Origin of the sequence: Pseudomonas vranovensis, assembly GCF_040438935.1 — a bacterium.
GTDB classification, from domain to species: domain Bacteria; phylum Pseudomonadota; class Gammaproteobacteria; order Pseudomonadales; family Pseudomonadaceae; genus Aquipseudomonas; species Aquipseudomonas vranovensis.
This window is the reverse complement of record NZ_CP159259.1, coordinates 3,305,147-3,323,952: the sequence shown is the minus strand read 5'-3', so window position 1 is coordinate 3,323,952 and position 18,806 is coordinate 3,305,147. Positions and strand designations below refer to the sequence as shown.

The 18,806-nt window shown below is 61.7% G+C and carries 20 protein-coding genes and 1 pseudogene; 14 read left to right on the top strand and 7 right to left on the bottom strand.

Annotated features, from left to right (window positions below; translation table 11 throughout):
- Position 1 precedes the first annotated feature (1 nt).
- The 3 genes from ABVN19_RS15480 to ABVN19_RS15470 are packed head-to-tail and all read right to left on the bottom strand — an operon-like array spanning position 2 to position 3,590.
- Complete coding sequence (locus tag ABVN19_RS15480; RefSeq protein ID WP_105641602.1) at positions 2-1,297, bottom strand: dihydrolipoamide acetyltransferase family protein; 1,296 nt, start codon at positions 1,295-1,297, stop codon at positions 2-4.
- A complete protein-coding gene (locus ABVN19_RS15475) occupies positions 1,298-2,356 on the bottom strand; it encodes an alpha-ketoacid dehydrogenase subunit beta (protein ID WP_028945526.1) in 1,059 nt (352 codons plus the stop codon).
- Position 2,357: 1 nt separating this feature from the next.
- A complete protein-coding gene (locus ABVN19_RS15470) occupies positions 2,358-3,590 on the bottom strand; it encodes a 3-methyl-2-oxobutanoate dehydrogenase (2-methylpropanoyl-transferring) subunit alpha (protein ID WP_105641601.1) in 1,233 nt (410 codons plus the stop codon).
- A 202-nt stretch (positions 3,591-3,792) separates the two neighbouring features.
- Between ABVN19_RS15470 and bkdR the strand changes: the two genes are divergently transcribed.
- The 3 genes and pseudogenes from bkdR to ABVN19_RS15455 all read left to right on the top strand — a co-directional run bounded on the left by bkdR (position 3,793) and on the right by ABVN19_RS15455 (position 7,249).
- Positions 3,793-4,278 carry a Bkd operon transcriptional regulator BkdR gene (bkdR, locus tag ABVN19_RS15465; RefSeq protein ID WP_028945524.1) on the top strand — a complete coding sequence of 162 codons (486 nt, stop codon included), beginning with the start codon at positions 3,793-3,795 and terminating at the stop codon, positions 4,276-4,278.
- Positions 4,279-4,523: 245 nt separating this feature from the next.
- Positions 4,524-5,765: a glutamine synthetase family protein gene (locus ABVN19_RS15460; protein WP_177431044.1), complete on the top strand. Its 1,242-nt coding sequence runs from the start codon at positions 4,524-4,526 to the stop codon at positions 5,763-5,765.
- A gap of 162 nt (positions 5,766-5,927) precedes the next feature.
- Positions 5,928-7,249 (top strand): annotated as a pseudogene (locus ABVN19_RS15455) (MFS transporter).
- A 67-nt stretch (positions 7,250-7,316) separates the two neighbouring features.
- Here the strand turns inward: ABVN19_RS15455 and ABVN19_RS15450 are convergent.
- The 4 genes from ABVN19_RS15450 to flgA form a co-directional block, all read right to left on the bottom strand.
- On the bottom strand, positions 7,317-8,060 hold the full coding sequence (locus tag ABVN19_RS15450; RefSeq protein ID WP_105641598.1) for a flagellar brake protein: 744 nt from the start codon (positions 8,058-8,060) through the stop codon (positions 7,317-7,319).
- A gap of 81 nt (positions 8,061-8,141) precedes the next feature.
- Positions 8,142-8,609, bottom strand: a complete 468-nt coding sequence (locus tag ABVN19_RS15445) for a flagellar protein FlgN (protein ID WP_028945520.1) — start codon at positions 8,607-8,609, stop codon at positions 8,142-8,144.
- A 45-nt stretch (positions 8,610-8,654) separates the two neighbouring features.
- Positions 8,655-8,972, bottom strand: a complete 318-nt coding sequence (gene flgM / locus ABVN19_RS15440; RefSeq protein ID WP_028945519.1) for a flagellar biosynthesis anti-sigma factor FlgM — start codon at positions 8,970-8,972, stop codon at positions 8,655-8,657.
- A 168-nt stretch (positions 8,973-9,140) separates the two neighbouring features.
- Positions 9,141-9,893, bottom strand: a complete 753-nt coding sequence (flgA, locus tag ABVN19_RS15435; protein ID WP_028945518.1) for a flagellar basal body P-ring formation chaperone FlgA — start codon at positions 9,891-9,893, stop codon at positions 9,141-9,143.
- Positions 9,894-9,961: 68 nt separating this feature from the next.
- Between flgA and ABVN19_RS15430 the strand changes: the two genes are divergently transcribed.
- The 11 genes from ABVN19_RS15430 (at position 9,962) to ABVN19_RS15380 (ending at position 18,799) form a co-directional block, all read left to right on the top strand.
- Positions 9,962-10,891: a chemotaxis protein CheV gene (locus ABVN19_RS15430; RefSeq protein WP_028945517.1), complete on the top strand. Its 930-nt coding sequence runs from the start codon at positions 9,962-9,964 to the stop codon at positions 10,889-10,891.
- Between the two features lie 50 nt (positions 10,892-10,941).
- Positions 10,942-11,769 (top strand): protein-glutamate O-methyltransferase CheR, encoded by an 828-nt coding sequence (gene cheR, locus ABVN19_RS15425; RefSeq protein ID WP_105641597.1) that lies wholly within the window; start codon positions 10,942-10,944, stop codon positions 11,767-11,769.
- 257 nt (positions 11,770-12,026) lie between these two features.
- Complete coding sequence (flgB, locus tag ABVN19_RS15420) at positions 12,027-12,434, top strand: flagellar basal body rod protein FlgB (RefSeq protein WP_105641596.1); 408 nt, start codon at positions 12,027-12,029, stop codon at positions 12,432-12,434.
- A gap of 3 nt (positions 12,435-12,437) precedes the next feature.
- A complete protein-coding gene (gene flgC, locus ABVN19_RS15415; protein ID WP_028945514.1) occupies positions 12,438-12,881 on the top strand; it encodes a flagellar basal body rod protein FlgC in 444 nt (147 codons plus the stop codon).
- A 13-nt stretch (positions 12,882-12,894) separates the two neighbouring features.
- Positions 12,895-13,596, top strand: a complete 702-nt coding sequence (gene flgD, locus ABVN19_RS15410) for a flagellar hook assembly protein FlgD (protein WP_105641595.1) — start codon at positions 12,895-12,897, stop codon at positions 13,594-13,596.
- A gap of 27 nt (positions 13,597-13,623) precedes the next feature.
- On the top strand, positions 13,624-14,943 hold the full coding sequence (flgE, locus tag ABVN19_RS15405) for a flagellar hook protein FlgE (protein WP_105641594.1): 1,320 nt from the start codon (positions 13,624-13,626) through the stop codon (positions 14,941-14,943).
- A gap of 63 nt (positions 14,944-15,006) precedes the next feature.
- Entirely contained in the window at positions 15,007-15,189 is a 183-nt protein-coding gene (locus tag ABVN19_RS15400; RefSeq protein ID WP_084168026.1) for a hypothetical protein, read from the top strand.
- A 166-nt stretch (positions 15,190-15,355) separates the two neighbouring features.
- Positions 15,356-16,096, top strand: coding sequence for a flagellar basal body rod protein FlgF (locus ABVN19_RS15395; protein WP_028945511.1), 741 nt, complete (start codon positions 15,356-15,358; stop codon positions 16,094-16,096).
- Between the two features lie 45 nt (positions 16,097-16,141).
- Entirely contained in the window at positions 16,142-16,927 is a 786-nt protein-coding gene (gene flgG / locus ABVN19_RS15390; RefSeq protein ID WP_028945510.1) for a flagellar basal-body rod protein FlgG, read from the top strand.
- Between the two features lie 54 nt (positions 16,928-16,981).
- On the top strand, positions 16,982-17,677 hold the full coding sequence (gene flgH, locus ABVN19_RS15385; RefSeq protein ID WP_028945509.1) for a flagellar basal body L-ring protein FlgH: 696 nt from the start codon (positions 16,982-16,984) through the stop codon (positions 17,675-17,677).
- 12 nt (positions 17,678-17,689) lie between these two features.
- A complete protein-coding gene (locus ABVN19_RS15380) occupies positions 17,690-18,799 on the top strand; it encodes a flagellar basal body P-ring protein FlgI (RefSeq protein WP_036990311.1) in 1,110 nt (369 codons plus the stop codon).
- Positions 18,800-18,806 lie beyond the last annotated feature (7 nt).

The window sequence follows — 18,806 nt, the reverse complement described above, 5'->3', positions numbered from 1 at the left end:
GTCACTCCACAAACAGGCTGGCGGGTTGTTCGAGCAGGCCGCGGATGGCCTGGATGAAGAGCGCCGCATCCATGCCATCGACCACGCGATGATCAAAGGACGAGGACAGGTTCATCATCTTGCGGATAACGATCTGGCCGTTGATCACCATCGGCCGTTCGACCATGCGGTTGACCCCGACAATAGCGACCTCCGGCGTGTTGACTACCGGCGTCGAGACGATACCGCCCAGGGCACCGAGGCTGGTCAGGGTAATGGTCGAGCCCGTCAGTTCTTCACGGCTGGCCTTGTTGCTGCGGGCGGCATTGGCCAGGCGCACGATTTCGCTTGCGTTGCTCCACAGGCTACCGGCCTCGGCGTGACGCACCACCGGCACCATCAGGCCGTTGTCGCCCTGGGTGGCAATGCCGACATGCACCGCGCCGTGACGGGTGATGACCTGGGCTTCGTCGTCGTAGGTAGCGTTGATCTGCGGGAACTCACGCAATGCCACAACCATGGCGCGCACCAGGAACGGCAGCAGGGTCAGCTTGCCGCGGCTGTCACCCCACTTCTTGTTCAGGTGCAGGCGCAGCTCTTCCAGCGCGGTGACGTCGATCTCTTCGACATAGCTGAAGTGCGCCACGCGACGCTTGGCATCCTGCATGCGCTGGGCAATCTTGCGGCGCAGGCCGATCACCGGGATCTGCTCGCTGTCGCTGCGCTTGGCGTAGCCAGAGGCACTTTGGGTGTGGGTGGTCGGCTGGGTGAGGAAGGCATCCAGGTCTTCATGCAGGATGCGCCCGGCCGGGCCGCTGCCCTGTACGTAACGCAACTCGATGCCTGCATCCAGGGCGCGCTTGCGCACGGCCGGGGAGGCCAGGGGGCGCTCGCCGGCATCGCGCGGGACGATGGTGGCGGGTTGGTGGTTGGTGAGGGCGGGTGCCGCTGCCGCTGCCGCTGCAGGGGCGGGTTTGGCGGGCGCTTCTTCGCGGGGCAAGTCGAGACGTTGCACCGCCGCTCCCACAGGCGTTGGAGTGGGGGGCGGGGTGGAGGGCTCGCTGTGGTTGCCGGAGCCTTCGACTTCGATGCGGATCAGTTCGCTGCCCACGGCCATGACTTCGCCGGGCTGGCCACCCAGGGCCAGCACCTTGCCGCTGACTGGCGAAGGGATTTCCACGGTGGCCTTGTCGGTCATGACGTCAGCCACGACCTGGTCTTCAGTGACGGTATCGCCGACTTTGACGAACCACTCCACCAGTTCAACTTGTGCGATGCCTTCACCGATATCCGGCATCTTGATGACGTGCGTGCCCATTCAGACCTCCATGACCCGTTTCAATGCCGCGCCCACTCGCGAGGGGCCGGGGAAGTACGCCCATTCCTGCGCGTGCGGGTAGGGGGTATCCCAGCCGGTTACGCGCTCGATCGGCGCTTCGAGGTGATGGAAGCAGTGTTCCTGGACCAGCGAGATCAGCTCGGCGCCAAAACCGCAGGTACGGGTGGCTTCGTGAACCACTACGCAACGACCGGTCTTTTTCACCGAGTTGACGATGGTTTCCAGGTCCAGTGGCCACAGGCTGCGCAGGTCGATGACTTCGGCATCGACGCCGGTCTCTTCGGCGGCGACCTGGGACACGTATACGGTGGTGCCGTAGGTCAGCACGGTCACGTCATTGCCCGGGCGGGTGATGGCGGCCTTGTCCAGCGGCACGGTGTAGTAGCCGTCGGGTACGGCGCTGGCCGGGTGTTTCGACCACGGCGTTACCGGGCGGTCGTGGTGGCCGTCGAACGGGCCGTTGTACAGGCGCTTGGGCTCCAGGAAGATCACCGGGTCGTCGTTTTCGATCGAGGCGATCAGCAGGCCTTTGGCGTCGTAGGGGTTCGATGGCATCACGGTGCGCAGCCCGCACACCTGGGTGAACATCGCCTCCGGGCTCTGGCTGTGGGTCTGGCCGCCGTAGATGCCGCCGCCGCATGGCATGCGCAGGGTCAGCGGGGCCACGAACTCGCCGGCCGAGCGATAGCGCAGGCGGGCCATCTCGGAAACGATCTGGTCGGAGGCCGGGTAGAAGTAGTCGGCGAACTGGATCTCGACCACCGGACGCAGGCCGTAGGCACCCATGCCCACGGCGGTGCCGACGATGCCGCTTTCGGAGATCGGCGCGTCGAACACGCGCGACTTGCCGTACTTGGTCTGCAGGCCTTCGGTGCAGCGGAACACGCCGCCGAAATAGCCCACATCCTGGCCGTAGACGACCACGTTGTCATCGCGCTCAAGCATGATGTCCATGGCCGAGCGCAGGGCCTGGATCATGGTCATGGTGGTAGTCGCCATGGCGGTGTCCAACTGTATTGAAGTGTTGTGATCGTTCATGTCAGATCCCCAGTTCCTGGCGCTGCCGGCGCAGGTGCTCCGGCATCTCCTTGTAGACGTCCTCGAACATGGAGGCCGGGCTCGGCATCTGGCCACCGGCCAGGGTGCCGTACTGCTCGGCTTCTTTCTGCGCCTTGATGATCTCGGCCTCGAGCTCGGCGGTGACCGCCTGGTGCTCTTCTTCGGACCAATGACCGATGGCGATCAGGTGCTGTTTGAGGCGGGCGATCGGGTCGCCCAGGGGGAAGTGGCTCCAGTCGTCGGCAGGGCGGTACTTGGACGGATCGTCCGACGTCGAGTGCGGGCCGGCACGGTAGGTGACCCACTCGATAAGGCTCGGGCCCAGGCCGCGACGAGCGCGTTCGGCGGCCCAGCGCGAGGCGGCGTAGACGGCGATGAAGTCGTTGCCGTCGACCCGCAGCGAGGCGATACCGCACCCCACGCCACGACCGGCGAAAGTGGTCGACTCGCCTCCGGCAATGGCCTGGAAGGTGGAGATCGCCCATTGGTTGTTGACCACGTTGAGGATCACCGGCGCGCGGTACACGTGGGCGAAAGTCAGGGCGGTGTGGAAGTCGGACTCGGCAGTGGCGCCATCGCCGATCCAGGCCGAGGCAATTTTGGTGTCGCCCTTGATGGCCGAAGCCATGGCCCAGCCAACGGCCTGGACGAACTGGGTCGCCAGGTTGCCGCTGATGGTGAAGAAACCGGCTTCGCGCACCGAGTACATGATCGGCAGCTGGCGGCCCTTGAGCGGATCGCGCTCGTTGGACAGTAACTGGCAGATCATCTCGACCAGCGATACATCGCGGGCCATCAGGATGCTTTGCTGGCGGTAGGTGGGGAAACACATGTCGGTGCGGTTCAGGGCCATGGCCTGGCCGCTGCCGATGGCTTCTTCACCCAGGCTCTGCATATAGAAGGACATCTTCTTCTGCCGCTGGGCCACCACCATGCGGCTGTCGAACAGCCGGGTCTTGAGCATGGTGCGCATGCCCTGGCGCAGGATCTCGGGGCTGATGTCCTCGGCCCATGGGCCCAGGGCATTGCCTTTTTCGTCCAGCACCCGGATCAGGCTGTAGGCGATATCAGCGGTATCGGCAGCTTCTACATCGACGGGAGGTTTACGGACCTTACCGGCATCGTTCAGACGCAGGTAGGAAAAATCAGTCTGGCAGCCTGGCCGGCCGGTGGGCTCGGGCACATGCAGACGCAGGGGGGCGTACTCGTTCATGCTTTTTTACGCTCGCTCTGTCTTGTGTTTTTGTTGAGCTTTGAAGCGGTCGCTGCTGAATCCCTGGCTTGTGACTAGGGAGTCAGCCTTGTCCTACATGATATTCGGGCGCCTGAAGAATATTTCTCTCAAGTTCGTTGCCTTTGTTCTGGCTTGAGGATAAACATTCCTTACAAAGACAAAAAACAGGTGAAATTCTCTCATGCGCAAACTGGATCGTACGGATATCGGCATTCTCAACAGCCTCCAGGAAAACGCCCGGATCACCAACGCAGAGCTGGCGCGCTCGGTAAACCTGTCGCCCACACCTTGTTTCAATCGGGTCAAGGCCATGGAGGAGATGGGGGTGATCCGCCAGCAGGTGACCTTGCTGGCGCCGGAGGTGCTGGGGCTGGACGTCAATGTGTTCATCCATGTCAGCCTCGAAAAGCAGGTGGAGCAATCCCTGCATCGATTTGAAGAAGAAATTGCCGAGCGCCCGGAGGTCATGGAGTGCTACTTGATGACCGGCGACCCTGACTACTTGCTGCGTGTGTTGCTGCCGAGCATCCAGGCGCTGGAGCGGTTTCTCGATTACCTGACGCGCTTGCCGGGGGTGGCCAACATCCGTTCCAGCTTTGCCCTCAAGCAAGTGCGCTACAAGACGGCATTGCCGTTGCCGGCGAACGGCCTGACCTTGCCGCTGTGAACAGCCACAGGGCTTGTGTGCTCCCAGCAGGGCTGTAGAAAATTACGATCATATTCATCGGTGCTGCTTGAAATTTCGAACGCCCCGCGCCTATGTTGTAGCTGTCGCCGTTCCCGGCATGCGAAAACAAAAAGGATAGTGTCATGACGACCAGTGGCCAGCGTTCTCTCGCGGAGCGATTGACGGGCATTGATGAGATCGAGTGCGTCACGCCGGACCTCAACGGTGTGCCGCGCGGCAAGGTAATGACCGCTGAAGGGTTTCTCGAAGGCCGCCGTTTGCAGATGGCCCGTGGCGTGCTGTTGCAATGCATCATGGGCGGTTATCCACCGGCACGCTTCTACGGCAGTGATGATGGTGACCTGGCCCTGGTGGCCGATACCCAGCAGATCCACCGCCTGCCCTGGAGTGACGAACCCCGCGCGCTGGCCATCTGCGATGCCGTCGAGCTGAGCGGTGAAAGTTCTGGCCTGTCTTCTCGTGGGCTGCTCAAGTCAGTGATCGCCCGCTATGCCGCCCGTGGCCTGGCGCCGGTGGTGGCCACCGAGCTCGAGTTCTTCGTGTTCGCACCCAACAGCGACCCTTCCCAGCCGTTCCTGCCGCCACTGGGCAAGGATGGTCGCCGTGAAGAGGGATACTCGGCCTTCAGCGTCAGCTCCAACAATGGCCTGCGTCCGTTCTTCAATGAAGTCTACCGCTGCATGGAGGCGCTGGGCCTGCCACGCGATACTTTCATGCACGAGATGGGGGTCAGCCAGTTCGAAATCAACCTGCTGCACGGTGATCCGCTGCTGCTGGCCGACCAGACGCTGCTGTTCAAACACCTGCTCAAGGAAGTGGCGCTCAAGCACGGCCTGACCGTGGTGTGCATGGCCAAGCCGCTGGCGCATACGCCGGGCAGTTCCATGCACATTCACCAGAGCCTGGTCGAGATCGAAAGTGGGCGTAATGTGTTCAGTGATGCCGAGGGCAAGCCGACCGCGACCTTCCATCATTTCATCGGTGGCTTGCAGGCATGCATGGCCGACTTCACCGCGTTGTTCGCACCCAACGTCAACTCCTATCAGCGCCTGTGCCACCCCTATGCTTCGCCCAACAATGCCTGCTGGTCCGAAGACAATCGCGCTGCCGGGTTGCGCATTCCGGCCAGCTCGCCGGTGGCGCGACGGGTCGAGAACCGTTTGCCCGGTGCCGACACCAACCCGTACCTGGCCATTGCCGCAAGCCTTGCCGCCGGCCTCCACGGCATCGAGCAGCAGTTGGAGCCGACGTCGCCGATCCAGGGCGAGTTCGAGGTGCCGGATCATTTGAGCCTGCCTTGTACCTTGCATGCCGCCCTCGAGCGTCTGAAGCGAAGCGAGCTTGCGCGGGAACTGTTCGGCAAGGAGTTCATCGAAGGCTACATCGCCACCAAGACCATGGAGCTGACCAGCTTCTTCGATGAAATCACCCCGTGGGAGCGACGCGTGCTGGCCGCGCAGGCATAGCCATCGCCGTGCGTTGAGTTGTGATCGAAAAGCAGGTGGTAGACGTTCCTGATCGGAAGGTCACCGCCTGTTTTTTTTATCCCTGGCGCCTACAGCGCCGGTATTTTCACTTATGCTTTCAAGCAGTTTTTCCACCTGTTCAAGGGGCCGTTAGGGACGCTGATGCGACAGATCTGGAAGTCTTTTCGCGCGCTGTATTTCGCTGCGCTGATGATGTTGATCGGCTCCGGCTTGTTGAGTACCTACCTGACCTTGAGGCTGGCTGCCGATCACGTCGACAGTCTGTGGGTGGGTGCCTTGATGGCGGCCAACTATTTCGGCCTGGCCCTGGGCGGCAAGATTGGCCACCGGTTGATTGCCCGGGTGGGGCACATTCGCGCGTACGCCACCTGTGCCGGGATCGTCGGTGCGGCGGTACTGGGCCACGGCCTGGTCAGCTGGTTGCCCGCCTGGTTGTTTTTGCGGGTGATCGTGGGCCTGGGCATGATGTGCCAATACATGGTCATTGAAAGCTGGCTCAACGAGCAGGCCGATGCCAAGCAGCGGGGCGCGGTGTTCAGCGGCTACATGATCTTCTCTTACCTGGGCCTGGTGCTGGGTCAGCTGATTCTGGTTGCGCATCCGCAATTGGGGCTCGAGCTGCTGATGCTGGTCGCCATGTGCTTTGCCTTGTGCCTGGTGCCTGTCGCGCTGACCCGGCGCATTCACCCGGCGCCGTTGCGCCCGGCGCCGATGGAGCCGCGGTTCTTTATCAAGCGGGTGCCGCAATCATTGAGTACCGTGCTCGGGTCCGGTCTGATCGTCGGCTCCTTCTATGGCCTGGCGCCGTTGTACGCCGCCAAGCAGGGGCTCAGTACCGAGCAGATCGGCCTGTACATGGGCTGCTGTATTTTTCCGGCCTGCTGGTGCAATACCCGCTGGGTTGGTTGTCGGACCGTTATGACCGTGCCTTGTTGATTCGTTGTGTTGCCATCGGCCTGGTGGTGACTGCTTTGCCCTTGGCAATCATGCCGACGGTGCCGCTGGTGGTGTTGTTCGGTGCTGGTTTTGCCGTGTCCCTCCTGCAGTTCAGCCTGTACCCGTTGGCGGTGGCATTTTCCAACGACCATGTGGAAAGTGAGCGGCGGGTATCGCTGACCGCCATGCTGCTCGTGACCTACGGCGTGGGCGCCAGCATCGGGCCATTGGCGGCGGGTGTACTGATGAAGCTGTTCGGCACGCAGATGCTCTACGCGTTCTTTGTGTTCTTCGCGCTGGTGCTGGTGTGGCGGATTCGACCGAAGGCGGTCACCGGCTTGCATCAGGTCGACGATGCGCCGCTGCACCACGTGGCGATGCCGGCGGCAGGCTCGCCCTTGTCGGCAGCCCTTGACCCGCGGGTGGATGAACAGGTGGTACAGGATCAAATGCAGGCGCCGGTGGCGGCTGAAGATACCGAGGGGGAGGAAGGAGAGCCTGAGGCTCAGCCGGATAAGCCGGTGTGATGCAATCGCGGGGCAAGCCCGCTCCTACGGATGGTAGGAGCGGGCTTGCCCCGCGATGGTTTACCGATCAGTAATCGTCTTTATCGAAGCGCCGCGCCTCACGCTGCAGCTGATAGACGAAGGTCTCGACCTTGCGCTGCATCGGCCCGTTCAGGTTGTGAAAGCGTACCCCGGCAAAGGTCGCGTTCAGGCGCTCTTCGAAGTGCAGGTGGCGCAGCTCCACCTCAACCTGCGACAGCCCCAGCGGCGCTCCCGTAGCAAATTTCTCGTACACCTGGCCCAGTTGCAGGCGCTCTTCGATGTTGCCGTCAAAGCGCAGCTTGCAGCCGGTCGCCGAGATATCCAGCAGCTTGCCCTTGAGTTCGCCCTTGCCCTTGAGCTTGTCGCCGTCGAGCTTGACATCGACCAGTTGTGACAACTTCAGCGCCGCACGGAAGGCATTGCGGCGCTGGTGATAGGCGACCTCGGTGGGCAGTGCGCCGCGGTAGCAGCGGTGGCCATCGACCTCGCTGATGGTCAGCGGGGTGTTGCACTCCCAGGCAATGCGCACGCCATCGTGAAAGCCTTCGACGCGGAAAGGCTCGCCATTCTCAAGAAAGCGTTCGCCGTCGCGGGGGATCATTTCATCAAAGGCCAGGCGATTGCCTTCGCGGTCGACTTCGACCACGTAGCTCTGAAAGCGCTGGCTGCGTTCGTGAAAGGTGATGATCAGCGGGTCATGGCTCTCTAGCAGCGACCGCAGGTTGGCGGCAATTTCCAAAGGGGTGGTGAGCACCTTCGGAGGCTGCGGAGCTTCAGCTTCATTGAACACGGGTAATCAATCTCCAGGCAAAAACGACACACGCAAGTTACGGCATTTTGCCAGTATGTTCCGTGCCTTGATACAGAGGAATCAAGCCTGGCTCAGAGCCCGTGGCTTGGCGAGGGGCGAGGTCGAGCCGCGGCTGTCGTAGAGCGTCGGTGATTCGCCGCCCATGAGGATCCTGATCTGGTTGGCCGTGGTCTTTTGCTGGATCTGGATCGACAGGCCATTGCGTTCGTTGATGGCCTGGCAGTCTGCAAGCAGCTTGCCCAACAGGTCCAGTCGCTGCAGCAGGGTTTCACCCAGGTGAGACTGGGCGGCCAGTTGCTCGACGCCCTGGCGGTCCTGGCTCAGGCCCAGGCTTGCGAGCAACTCACTACGCCGCCGGCCTTGCTGATCGAGCAGGATCACCAGCGACTGCTTGCGTGCCAGGAGGTTTTCCAGCAGTGGCATGTCGCGACCGTGCAGTGCAATCGCCTCGGTCTGCAACAATTCGAGCAGTTGTTGCGCTGGAGCAATGTCGTCTTCGATCAGTTTCAGCAGAGTAGTGTCGTGCATGGCTGGCTCTTGGGTTCTAGCGTCCTGAAGTCAGCGCGCCAGGGGCTAGCGCTGGGCTTCGAAATTAAGCAGTTTGCTGGCGACGCGGTTGCTGTCGACCTGGTAGCTGCCGTCGGCGATGGCCTTTTTCAACTCGGCCACCCGGGCGCTGTTGACAACAGGTTGTTCGCGCAGCTGTTCGCTGACCTTTTGCAACTGCTGGGCCTCGTGGCTCAGGTGTACGGTTTCCCCGCTGGCGCTGGCTTGGGCCGCCGTGTCGGCCTTGGCCGGGGCGGCATTGGCGGCGCTTTCCTGGCTGTTGCCAGTGCGCCCGGCGGTGCCAACCGACGGGGAGTTATTCAAACGACTGAAGTCGATGACCATGATCAGAAAACCTCTGGGTATTTGGACGCTTGCCTTGTTTTCGGCCAACCCGAAAAAAACTTTAGGCGCAATTGCAGGGCAACGTGCGCGGCAGGTTCTTGGCACCCAATGGGACACAGTTTAGGAAAAGCGGTTCCCGACCGCCAGGGTTGTTCACTGTTCATGGGCCTACATAGCAACTTCCACCTGGCCTGGGCCTGTGACCCTGGCCTTGACCACGCGTTTGGAATTGAGATTGCGCACCCGAATCTGCTCGCTCAGGCTGCCCTTGACCAGGGCCTCGCCCGGCATGCGCACGCTGAGGGTGCCGCTGCGGGCGGTGATGACCACCTGGTCGCCCTTGCGGATCACCTCGGCCTGTTCAAGGTGTTGAGGTGTCAGTACCTGATCCATGACCGTTGGTCGGATAACTTTCAAGCCGACCGCCTGGTCCAGGCTGGTCAGGAAACCCTGGTTGAGCAGCCCTACGTCGCGTTCGCGCAGGCCGACATCCTGTTCGCCGACAATGCTTTCGCGCTTGAGCGGCCGCGCCACTGTCACCACCTCGCGAAAAAGACGTACCTGAGCCGGCACGAACACCGTCCACGGGGAGCTGCCATTGCAGCGAACCCGCACGGTGACGCGCCCCAGCGGCTGCGCAGGGCTCTCCAGATTGGCGTCCAGTTGCTGGTCGCACAGCGGCATGCGCAAGCGTGGATCGAGGGTGTTGACCTGGATTTCGTAGCGGCCTTCGGTCTGGCTGCTGGCCAGATAATCTTCAACGGTGAACTCAAGAAACCCTTGGGTGACACCGATAAGCTGTTCAGGCAAGGTGAAAGCGTCAGCCAGGGTTCGTCCACCTGGCGCCACCAGGCACAGCACAGCAAGGATGCCGGGCAGGTGGCGGGTCAGGCGTCGGGAAAATGTCGTTTTCATGTTCATGAAATTCAAATAGCAAAGCGCGTGCCGATTGGGTACGAGGCTCGAAGCGTAGGGTGAAGGAGTCTGGCATGGCAGGTGTAATGGATTCGGTGAACCAGCGCACGCAGCTGGTGGGGCAGAATCGCCTTGAGCTGCTGCTGTTTCGACTGAATGGGGATCAGCTCTACGGGATCAACGTGTTCAAGGTGCGGGAGGTGCTGCAATGCCCACCCCTCACGGTACTGCCCAAGTCAAACCCGGTGGTGCGCGGCGTTGCCAATATCCGTGGGGCAACCATTCCGATCCTCGATCTGGCGATGGCGACCGGCATGCCCGGCCTGCGGGAAGAAACCAGCAAGAGCTTCGTGATCATCACGGAGTACAACACCAAGACCCAAGGCTTTCTGGTGCACTCGGTGGAGCGCATCGTCAACATGAACTGGGAAGAGATTCATCCGCCACCCAAGGGCACTGGTCGCGATCATTACCTGACCGCCGTGACGCGGGTCGACAACAAGATGGTCGAGATCATCGACGTGGAGAAGGTCCTTGCCGAAGTGGCGCCGACCTCCGAGGCGATCTCTGCGGGCGTGGTCGATGCCGAGGTGCAGGACAAGGCGGTGATGTTGCGGGTGCTGACGGTCGATGATTCATCGGTGGCGCGCAAACAGGTCAGTCGTTGCCTGCAAACGGTGGGGGTCGAGGTGGTGGCGCTCAACGATGGTCGCCAGGCACTCGATTACCTGCGCAGGCTGGTGGATGAGGGCAAGCGTCCGGAAGAAGAGTTCCTGATGATGATCTCCGATATCGAGATGCCGGAAATGGACGGCTATACCCTGACCGCGGAGATCCGCAACGACCCGCGCATGCAAAAACTGCACATCATCCTGCATACTTCGCTTTCCGGGGTATTCAACCAGGCGATGGTCAAGAAGGTCGGGGCCGATGACTTTCTGGCCAAGTTCAAGCCCGACGACCTCGCTCAACGTGTCGTCGATCGCATCAAGGCTACGCACTAACGGCCAGGGCTTTGCCCCTGGCGGTTCACACGATTTAAGAGGCGGCATCATTGTCTACGGGTAATTTGGATTTCGAACAGTTCCGGGTCTTCCTGGAAAAAGCCTGTGGCATCCTGCTGGGCGAAAATAAGCAGTACCTGGTCTCCAGCCGTCTCAACAAGCTGATGGAGCAGCAGGGCATCAAGTCCCTGACCGAACTGGTGCAGCGCATTCAGAGCCAGCCGCGCAGTGGCTTGCGCGAGCAGGTGGTGGATGCCATGACCACCAACGAAACCCTGTGGTTTCGCGACACCTACCCGTTCGAAGTGCTCAAGAACAAAGTCCTGTCCGAGCAGATCAAGGCCAACCCCGGCCAGCGCCTGCGCATCTGGTCGGCGGCCTGCTCCTCGGGGCAGGAGCCGTACTCGATCTCCATGGCCATCGACGAGTTCGAGCGCAGCAACATCGGCCAGTTGAAGATGGGGGCGCAGATCGTGGCCACCGACTTGTCTGGAACCATGCTGAGCAACTGCAAGTCGGGCGAGTACGACAGCCTGGCGATTGCCCGTGGCTTGTCCCAGGAGCGGTTGCAGCGCTACTTCGACGTGAAGTCGCCGGGACGCTGGGCGGTGAAGGCGCCGATTCGCAGCCGTGTGGAGTTTCGCTCCTTCAACCTGCTCGACAGCTACGCAAGCCTGGGCAAGTTCGACATCGTGTTCTGTCGCAACGTGCTGATCTACTTCTCGGCCCAGGTCAAGAAAGACATCCTCTTGCGCATTCACAGCACCCTCAAGCCAGGTGGCTATCTGTTCCTGGGTGCGTCCGAAGCGCTGAACGGATTGCCGGAGCATTACCAGATGGTCCAGTGCAGCCCGGGGATCATCTACCAGGCCAAGTAACCTCGTGGGGGCAGCTGTCTTGCACTGGCTTGGCGGGCTTGCCCCGCGATAGCGATCCCACTGTCACGTCGCACTGCCGCCCCTACAGGCCGCCATCAAATTGCCGCTCCGGCGGAAAGCCTTTGCCGCTTTTCTGGCATTGCCGCTCTCAATACCCTCTCGAAACCCCGTATTTACGGGGTTTTGTTTTTTTGGCATGGCTCTTGCTCTAGCTCTGCCAACGATCTATCCGGTCAACCTTCGAAGGTTTCCCCGACATGAGCATCAGCTTCGAAAAAGCGCTCGGCATTCACGAAAAAGCACTGGGCTTTCGCGCCCAGCGTGCCGAAGTGCTGGCCAACAACATCGCCAACGCCGACACGCCCAACTACAAGGCGCGTGACCTGGACTTCGCCTCGGTGCTGGCCGCCGAAAGCCAGAAGACCAAGAGCGGCCACTTTGCCCTGGACCGGACCAACAGCCGGCACATCGAGGCCGAAGGCCTGAGCATGGGTGACGAAACCCTGCAGTACCGCACGCCCATGCAGCCGTCGATCGACCAGAACACCGTCGACGCCCAGCTCGAACAATCGAGCTATGCCGAAAACGCCGTGGGCTTCCAGGCCAGCTTCACGCTGCTCAACAGTAAATTCAAAGGGCTGGTATCGGCCCTGCGCGGAGAGTAAGTCATGTCCCTCGCCAGTGTTTTCAACATTGCCGGTAGCGGCATGAGTGCCCAGACCACGCGTCTGAACACCGTCGCTTCGAACATCGCCAACGCCGAGACCGTGTCCTCGAGCATCGACCAGACCTACCGTGCTCGTCACCCGGTATTCGCCACCACCTTCCAGCAGGCCCAGGGCGGCGTCAGCCAGTCGCTGTTCCAGGATCAGGGCGAGGCCGGCCAGGGCGTGCAGGTGCTCGGTGTAGTCGAAGACCAGAGCAATCTCGAGGCGCGCTACGAGCCCAATCATCCGGCGGCGAACAAGGACGGTTACGTGTATTACCCGAACGTCAACGTGGTCGAGGAAATGGCCGACATGATCTCTGCCAGTCGCTCGTTCCAGACCAATGCCGAGTTGATGAACACGGCCAAGACCATGATGCAGAAAGTACTGACCCTGGGTCAGTGATAGGAGCATCAGCATGAGCACAACCGATTCGGTCAACAACGTCAGCAACTCGGTGCTGCAGTCCCTGCAAAAGCAGGAGGGCAGCGGCAACAGTAAAACCGGCACCGCCGGCAGCGCCCTGGGCAAGGATGCATTCCTGCAGCTGCTAGTCACCCAGATGAAGCACCAGAACCCGCTGGATCCACAGGAAAACGGCGAGTTCGTCGCCCAGTTGGCGCAGTTCAGCAGCCTGGAAGGTATCGAGTCGCTCAACAGCTCGGTCAGTACCATTGGTGGTGCCTTCCTGTCGTCCATTGCCCTGCAGGCTTCCTCGCTGGTCGGGCGCAATGTGATGGTGCAGACCGACAAGTCGGTCGTCGATACCAGCAAGGACATGAAAGGCTCGGTCAACCTGACCTCGTCCAGCACCGTGACCACCGTCGGCATCTACGACAGTGACGGTGAGCTGGTGCGCACACTCGACCTGGGCAGCCAGAAGGGCGGCCAGGTGGACTTCACCTGGGACGGCAAAGACAGCCACGGCGAAGTGGCACCTGCGGGTACATACACCTTCAAGGCCTCCGGCACCATCGAGGGCGTCGCCACCACCATGACCACCAACCTGCCGGCGTCGGTCAGCAGCGTGACCATGGGCAGCAACGGTTCGGAAATGATGTTGAACCTGGCCGGTCTTGGCAGCATCGCGCTGTCGAAAATTCAATCGATTGGAATCTAGGGCCGATAACGCGGCAGGAGTGAGCATATGTCTTTCAATATCGGCCTTAGCGGGCTTTATGCGGCAAACAAGGCCCTGGGCGTTACCGGCAACAACATCGCCAACGTTGCCACTACCGGCTTCAAATCGTCGCGCGCAGAATTCGCCGACCAGTACGCCTCGTCCATCCGGGGCACCAGTGGCAAGACCGCCATGGGTAGCGGCGTGACCACTGCGGCAATCTCGCAGATGTTCACCCAGGGCAACTTCACCGGTACCGGCCAGAGCCTGGACCTGGCCATCGACGGCAGCGGCTTCTTCGCCATGAACGACAACGGCTCGCGGATCTACACCCGTGCCGGTGCGTTCTACAGCGACAAAGAGGGTTACGTCGTCAACGCCCAGGGTGCCAACCTGCAGGGTTATGGCGTGGATGCCGACGGCAAGATCATTCCGGGCGCACTCGTCGACCTGAAGATCGACACCTCGAACCTGTCGCCCAACCCGACCGGCCGCATCAACGAGACCCTCAACCTGAACTCCAGCTCCACCGAGCCGAAGATCACCCCGTTCTCGCCGACCGACGTGGGTAGCTACAACTACACCTTCAACACCGACGTATTCGACAGCCAGGGCAATGCGCACCAGCTGAACCAGTATTTCGTCAAGGATTCGGCCAGCAACTCCTGGACCATGTACACCACCGTCGATGGCCGCAATCCGGCCGACCCGTCGCTGGCCACGCCGCTGGTCAACAAGCTGCCGTTCAAGTCCGACGGTACCCTGGACACTGCAGCAATGGCCGCAGGCGCTGTTCCCGGTGGCCTGACCATCGCCGAGAACAAGACCTTCCAGCTCGATGGCTGGGTGCCGGCCGAGAAGAACGCCGCCGGCACCTGGGTTGCCAATGGCTCCGTTGCCAAGACCGGTGGCGTGACCCTGGATATGCTGGCGACCACCCAGTACAACGCTGCTTCCGCCACCTCGGCGAAAAGCCAGGATGGCTATGCCACTGGTGAGCTGGCGGGCCTGACCGTCGACCAGAGCGGCAACATGTTTGCCAACTTCACCAACGGCCAGGACAAGGTGATCGGCCAGGTGGCAATGGCCAACTTTGCCAACGCCCAGGGCCTGACGCCGGTAGGTGGCACGGCGTGGAAAGAGTCCTACGGCTCTGGCGTTCCGGTGGTGGGTGAGCCGAACACCGGCACCCTGGGCAAGATCTATGGTGGCTCCCTGGAAGACTCCAACGTCGACCTGACCGGCGAGCTGGTCAACCTGATCAAGGCGCAGAGCAACTACCAGGCGAATGCCAAGACCATCTCCACCGAAAGCACCATCATGCAGACCATCATTCAGATGACCTGATAGCTGGGATGTAGCCGCAGTCTGGCGGTAGCGGCTACGAGGGGTGTCAGGCTGGGAGGTGGAATGAAACGCTGGACCCTGATAACGGCACTGATACTCGCCGTCACCGCACAAGCAGCCCCCGCCTCCTGGTATCAGTGGCAGAGCAAGGCCACCGGCCGCTACATGTGCGCGCAAATCGATCCCGGCGATGCCTGGGTTCGTCACTCCGGCCCTTACAACAACGCCGGTTGCCGCCCTCGGTAGAGCACCCTTGCCGCAGGCGGCAACAGATCGCCGACAAACTGACGGCGCATCGCCATGTATAACGTCAAAAGCCCCGGAATACGGGGCTTTTGTCATTCTGGTTCGATAATTGCTTTAACGCTTGCCAAGGTGGCAGCGCGGCAAGGTTTCGCGCAGAGGAGATCCTGTGGACAAGATGCTTTATGTGGCCATGACCGGCGCCAGCCAGAACGCGCTGGCGCAGAAGGCCCATGCCAACAACCTGGCGAACATTTCTACCAGCGGTTTTCAGCGTGACCTGGAGCAGGCGCGCTCGATGCCGGTGTTCGGTGACAGCTTTCCGGCGCGCGCCTATGCCATGACCGAGCGCCCGGCAACCGACTTCACCCCGGGCTCACTGCTGGAAACCGGCCGTGACCTGGACGTTGCCGTGGGTGGCGACGGCTGGATTGCCGTGCAGGCCCCCGATGGCAGCGAAGCCTACGTGCGCACCGCGAGCATGAACATCGATGCCCTGGGCGTGCTGCGTGCCGGCAACGGTATGCCGGTCATGGGCAATGGCGGGCCGATTGCCGTGCCGCCGGAGCAGAAGATCGAGGTCGGTGAAGACGGCACCATCAGCATTCGCGCCCTGGGCGAGGGGCCGCAGGTGATGGCCGAAGTCGACCGGATCAAGATGGTCAATCCCGACCTCAAGTCCATGACCAAGGGGCTGGACGGTCTGATCCATACCACCACTGGCCAGCCGGCGGCGGCCGATGCCAACGTCAAGCTGGTGTCGGGTTTCCTTGAGAACAGCAACGTCAACGCCGTCGAAGAAATGACGTCGGTGCTGGCCCTGTCTCGTCAATTCGAACTGCACATCAAAATGATGACCGCGGCCAAGGAAGGCGATGAAGCCATGGCTCGTGTTTTGCAAATCGGCTAATTACACAGACGTAGCGCCGTAAAACAGGCGCACGAGGAGAACAGCATGCTTCCGGCTCTTTGGGTGAGTAAAACCGGTCTGTCCGCCCAGGACATGAACCTGACCACCATTTCCAACAACCTGGCCAACGTCTCGACCACCGGCTTCAAGCGTGATCGCGCCGAATTCCAGGACCTGCTCTACCAGACCCGCCGCCAGCCGGGTGCCCAGTCGACCCAGGACAGCGAGCTGCCTTCGGGCCTGCAACTGGGTACCGGTGTACGCATCGTCGGCACCCAGAAGAGCTTCACCGCCGGCAGCCTGCAGACCACCGAGAACCCGCTGGACATGGCCATCGATGGCCGCGGTTTCTTCCAGATCCTGCAGCCCGACGGCACGCTCTCCTATACCCGTGACGGTACCTTCCACCTGAACTCCGACGGCCAGATCGTCACTGCCAGCGGCTTCGCCCTGGAGCCGGCCATCGTCGTGCCGCCAGAAGCGCAAACCTTCACCGTGGGCCGTGACGGTACCGTCTCGATCACCACTGCCGGCAACCCGGCCGCCCAGGTGATCGGCAACATCCAGACCGCCGACTTCATCAACCCGGCCGGCTTGCAGGCGGTGGGTGGCAACCTGTTCCTGGAAACCGCTGCCAGCGGCGCGCCACAGGTCGGTACGCCGGGCCTGAACGGCATCGGTGTGGTCCAGCAGCAAACCCTGGAAAACTCCAACGTCAGCACCGTGGAAGAGCTGGTGAACATGATCACCACCCAGCGTGCGTATGAGATGAACTCCAAGGTCATTTCCACCGCCGACCAGATGCTCTCGTTCGTTACCCAGAACCTGTAAGTGAAGTCTTCGAGGTCGCTTGAACAGCGCTTGTTACACCGTGAGGTCAGCGTCATGAGTCGTTTGTTTTCCGTACTTGCCCTGAGTGGGATCACCGTCCTGGCCGGCTGCGTTGCGCCGCCGCCAAAGCCCAACGATCCGTACTACGCGCCGGTATTGCCGCGTACCCCCCTGCCGGCAGCGGCGAACAACGGCTCGATCTACCAGGCCGGTTTCGAGCAGAACCTGTACAGCGACCGCAAGGCGTTCCGGGTCGGTGACATCATCACCATTACCCTCAACGAGCGCACCCAGGCGAGCAAGAACGCCAACTCGCAGATCGCCAAGAACAGCAAGGCCGATATCGGCCTGACCTCGCTGTTCGGCTCGAGCGCGACCACCAACAACCCGTTCGGCAGTGGCGACCTGAGCCTGAGTGCCGGCTACAGCGGCGACCGTGCGACCAAGGGTGACAGCAAGGCGGGGCAGGGCAACAGCCTGACCGGCTCGATCACTGTGACCGTCGCCGACGTGCTGCCCAACGGCATCATTGCCGTGCGTGGCGAGAAGTGGCTGACGCTCAACACCGGTGATGAACTGGTGCGCATTGCCGGCATGATCCGCGCCGACGACATCGCCACCGACAACACCGTGCCATCGACCCGGGTAGCCGATGCGCGCATCACCTATTCGGGAACCGGCTCGTTTGCCGACGCCAGTCAGCCAGGTTGGCTCGACCGTTTCTTCATCAGCCCGCTCTGGCCTTTCTAGGTTCCGATGACCATGTTCAACTTCAAGCAGCTGATTGCCGCCGTGTTCCTGATGTCTGCCGCGTTTGCGGTGCAGGCTGAACGCCTGAAGGACATCGCCAGCATTTCCGGCGTGCGTACCAACCAGCTGATCGGCTACGGCCTGGTGGTCGGGCTCAATGGCACGGGTGACCAGACCACCCAGACGCCGTTCACCCTGCAGACCTTCAACAACATGCTCTCGCAGTTCGGCATCAAGGTACCGCCGGGATCGGGCAACGTGCAGCTGAAAAACGTCGCGGCGGTGTCGATCCATGCCGACTTGCCGGCGTTTGCCAAGCCGGGCCAGGTGGTGGACGTGACCGTGTCTTCGATCGGTAACTCCAAGAGCCTGCGCGGCGGTAGCCTGTTGATGACCCCGCTCAAGGGTATCGATGGCAACGTCTATGCCATCGCCCAGGGCAATCTGGTGGTGGGCGGCTTCGATGCCGAGGGTCGCGACGGCTCCAAGATCACCGTCAACGTGCCGTCGGCCGGTCGTATTCCCGGTGGTGCCAGCGTAGAGCGTGCCGTGCCCAGTGGCTTCAACCAGGGCAACAGCCTGACCCTCAACCTCAATCGCCCTGACTTCACCACCGCCAAGCGCATCGTCGACAAGGTCAACGAACTGCTTGGCCCGGGTGTGGCCCAGGCACTGGACGGCGGTTCGGTGCGTGTCAGTGCGCCGCTCGACCCCAGCCAGCGCGTGGATTACCTGTCGATCCTGGAGAACCTCGAAATCGATCCGGGTCAGGCGGTTGCCAAGGTCATCATCAATTCGCGTACCGGCACTATCGTCATCGGCCAGAACGTCAAGGTGTCGCCGGCAGCGGTGACCCACGGCAGCCTGACCGTGACCATCACCGAAGACCCGATCGTCAGTCAGCCGGGGGCGTTCTCCAATGGCCAGACGGCTGTGGTGCCGCGCTCGCGCGTGAACGCCGAGCAGGAAGCCAAACCGATGTTCAAGTTCGGCCCGGGCACCACGCTGGATGAAATCGTCCGTGCAGTGAACCAGGTGGGCGCAGCCCCCAGTGACTTGATGGCGATCCTCGAAGCCCTGAAACAGGCCGGCGCCTTGCAGGCCGACCTGATCGTGATTTGAGGGCCGG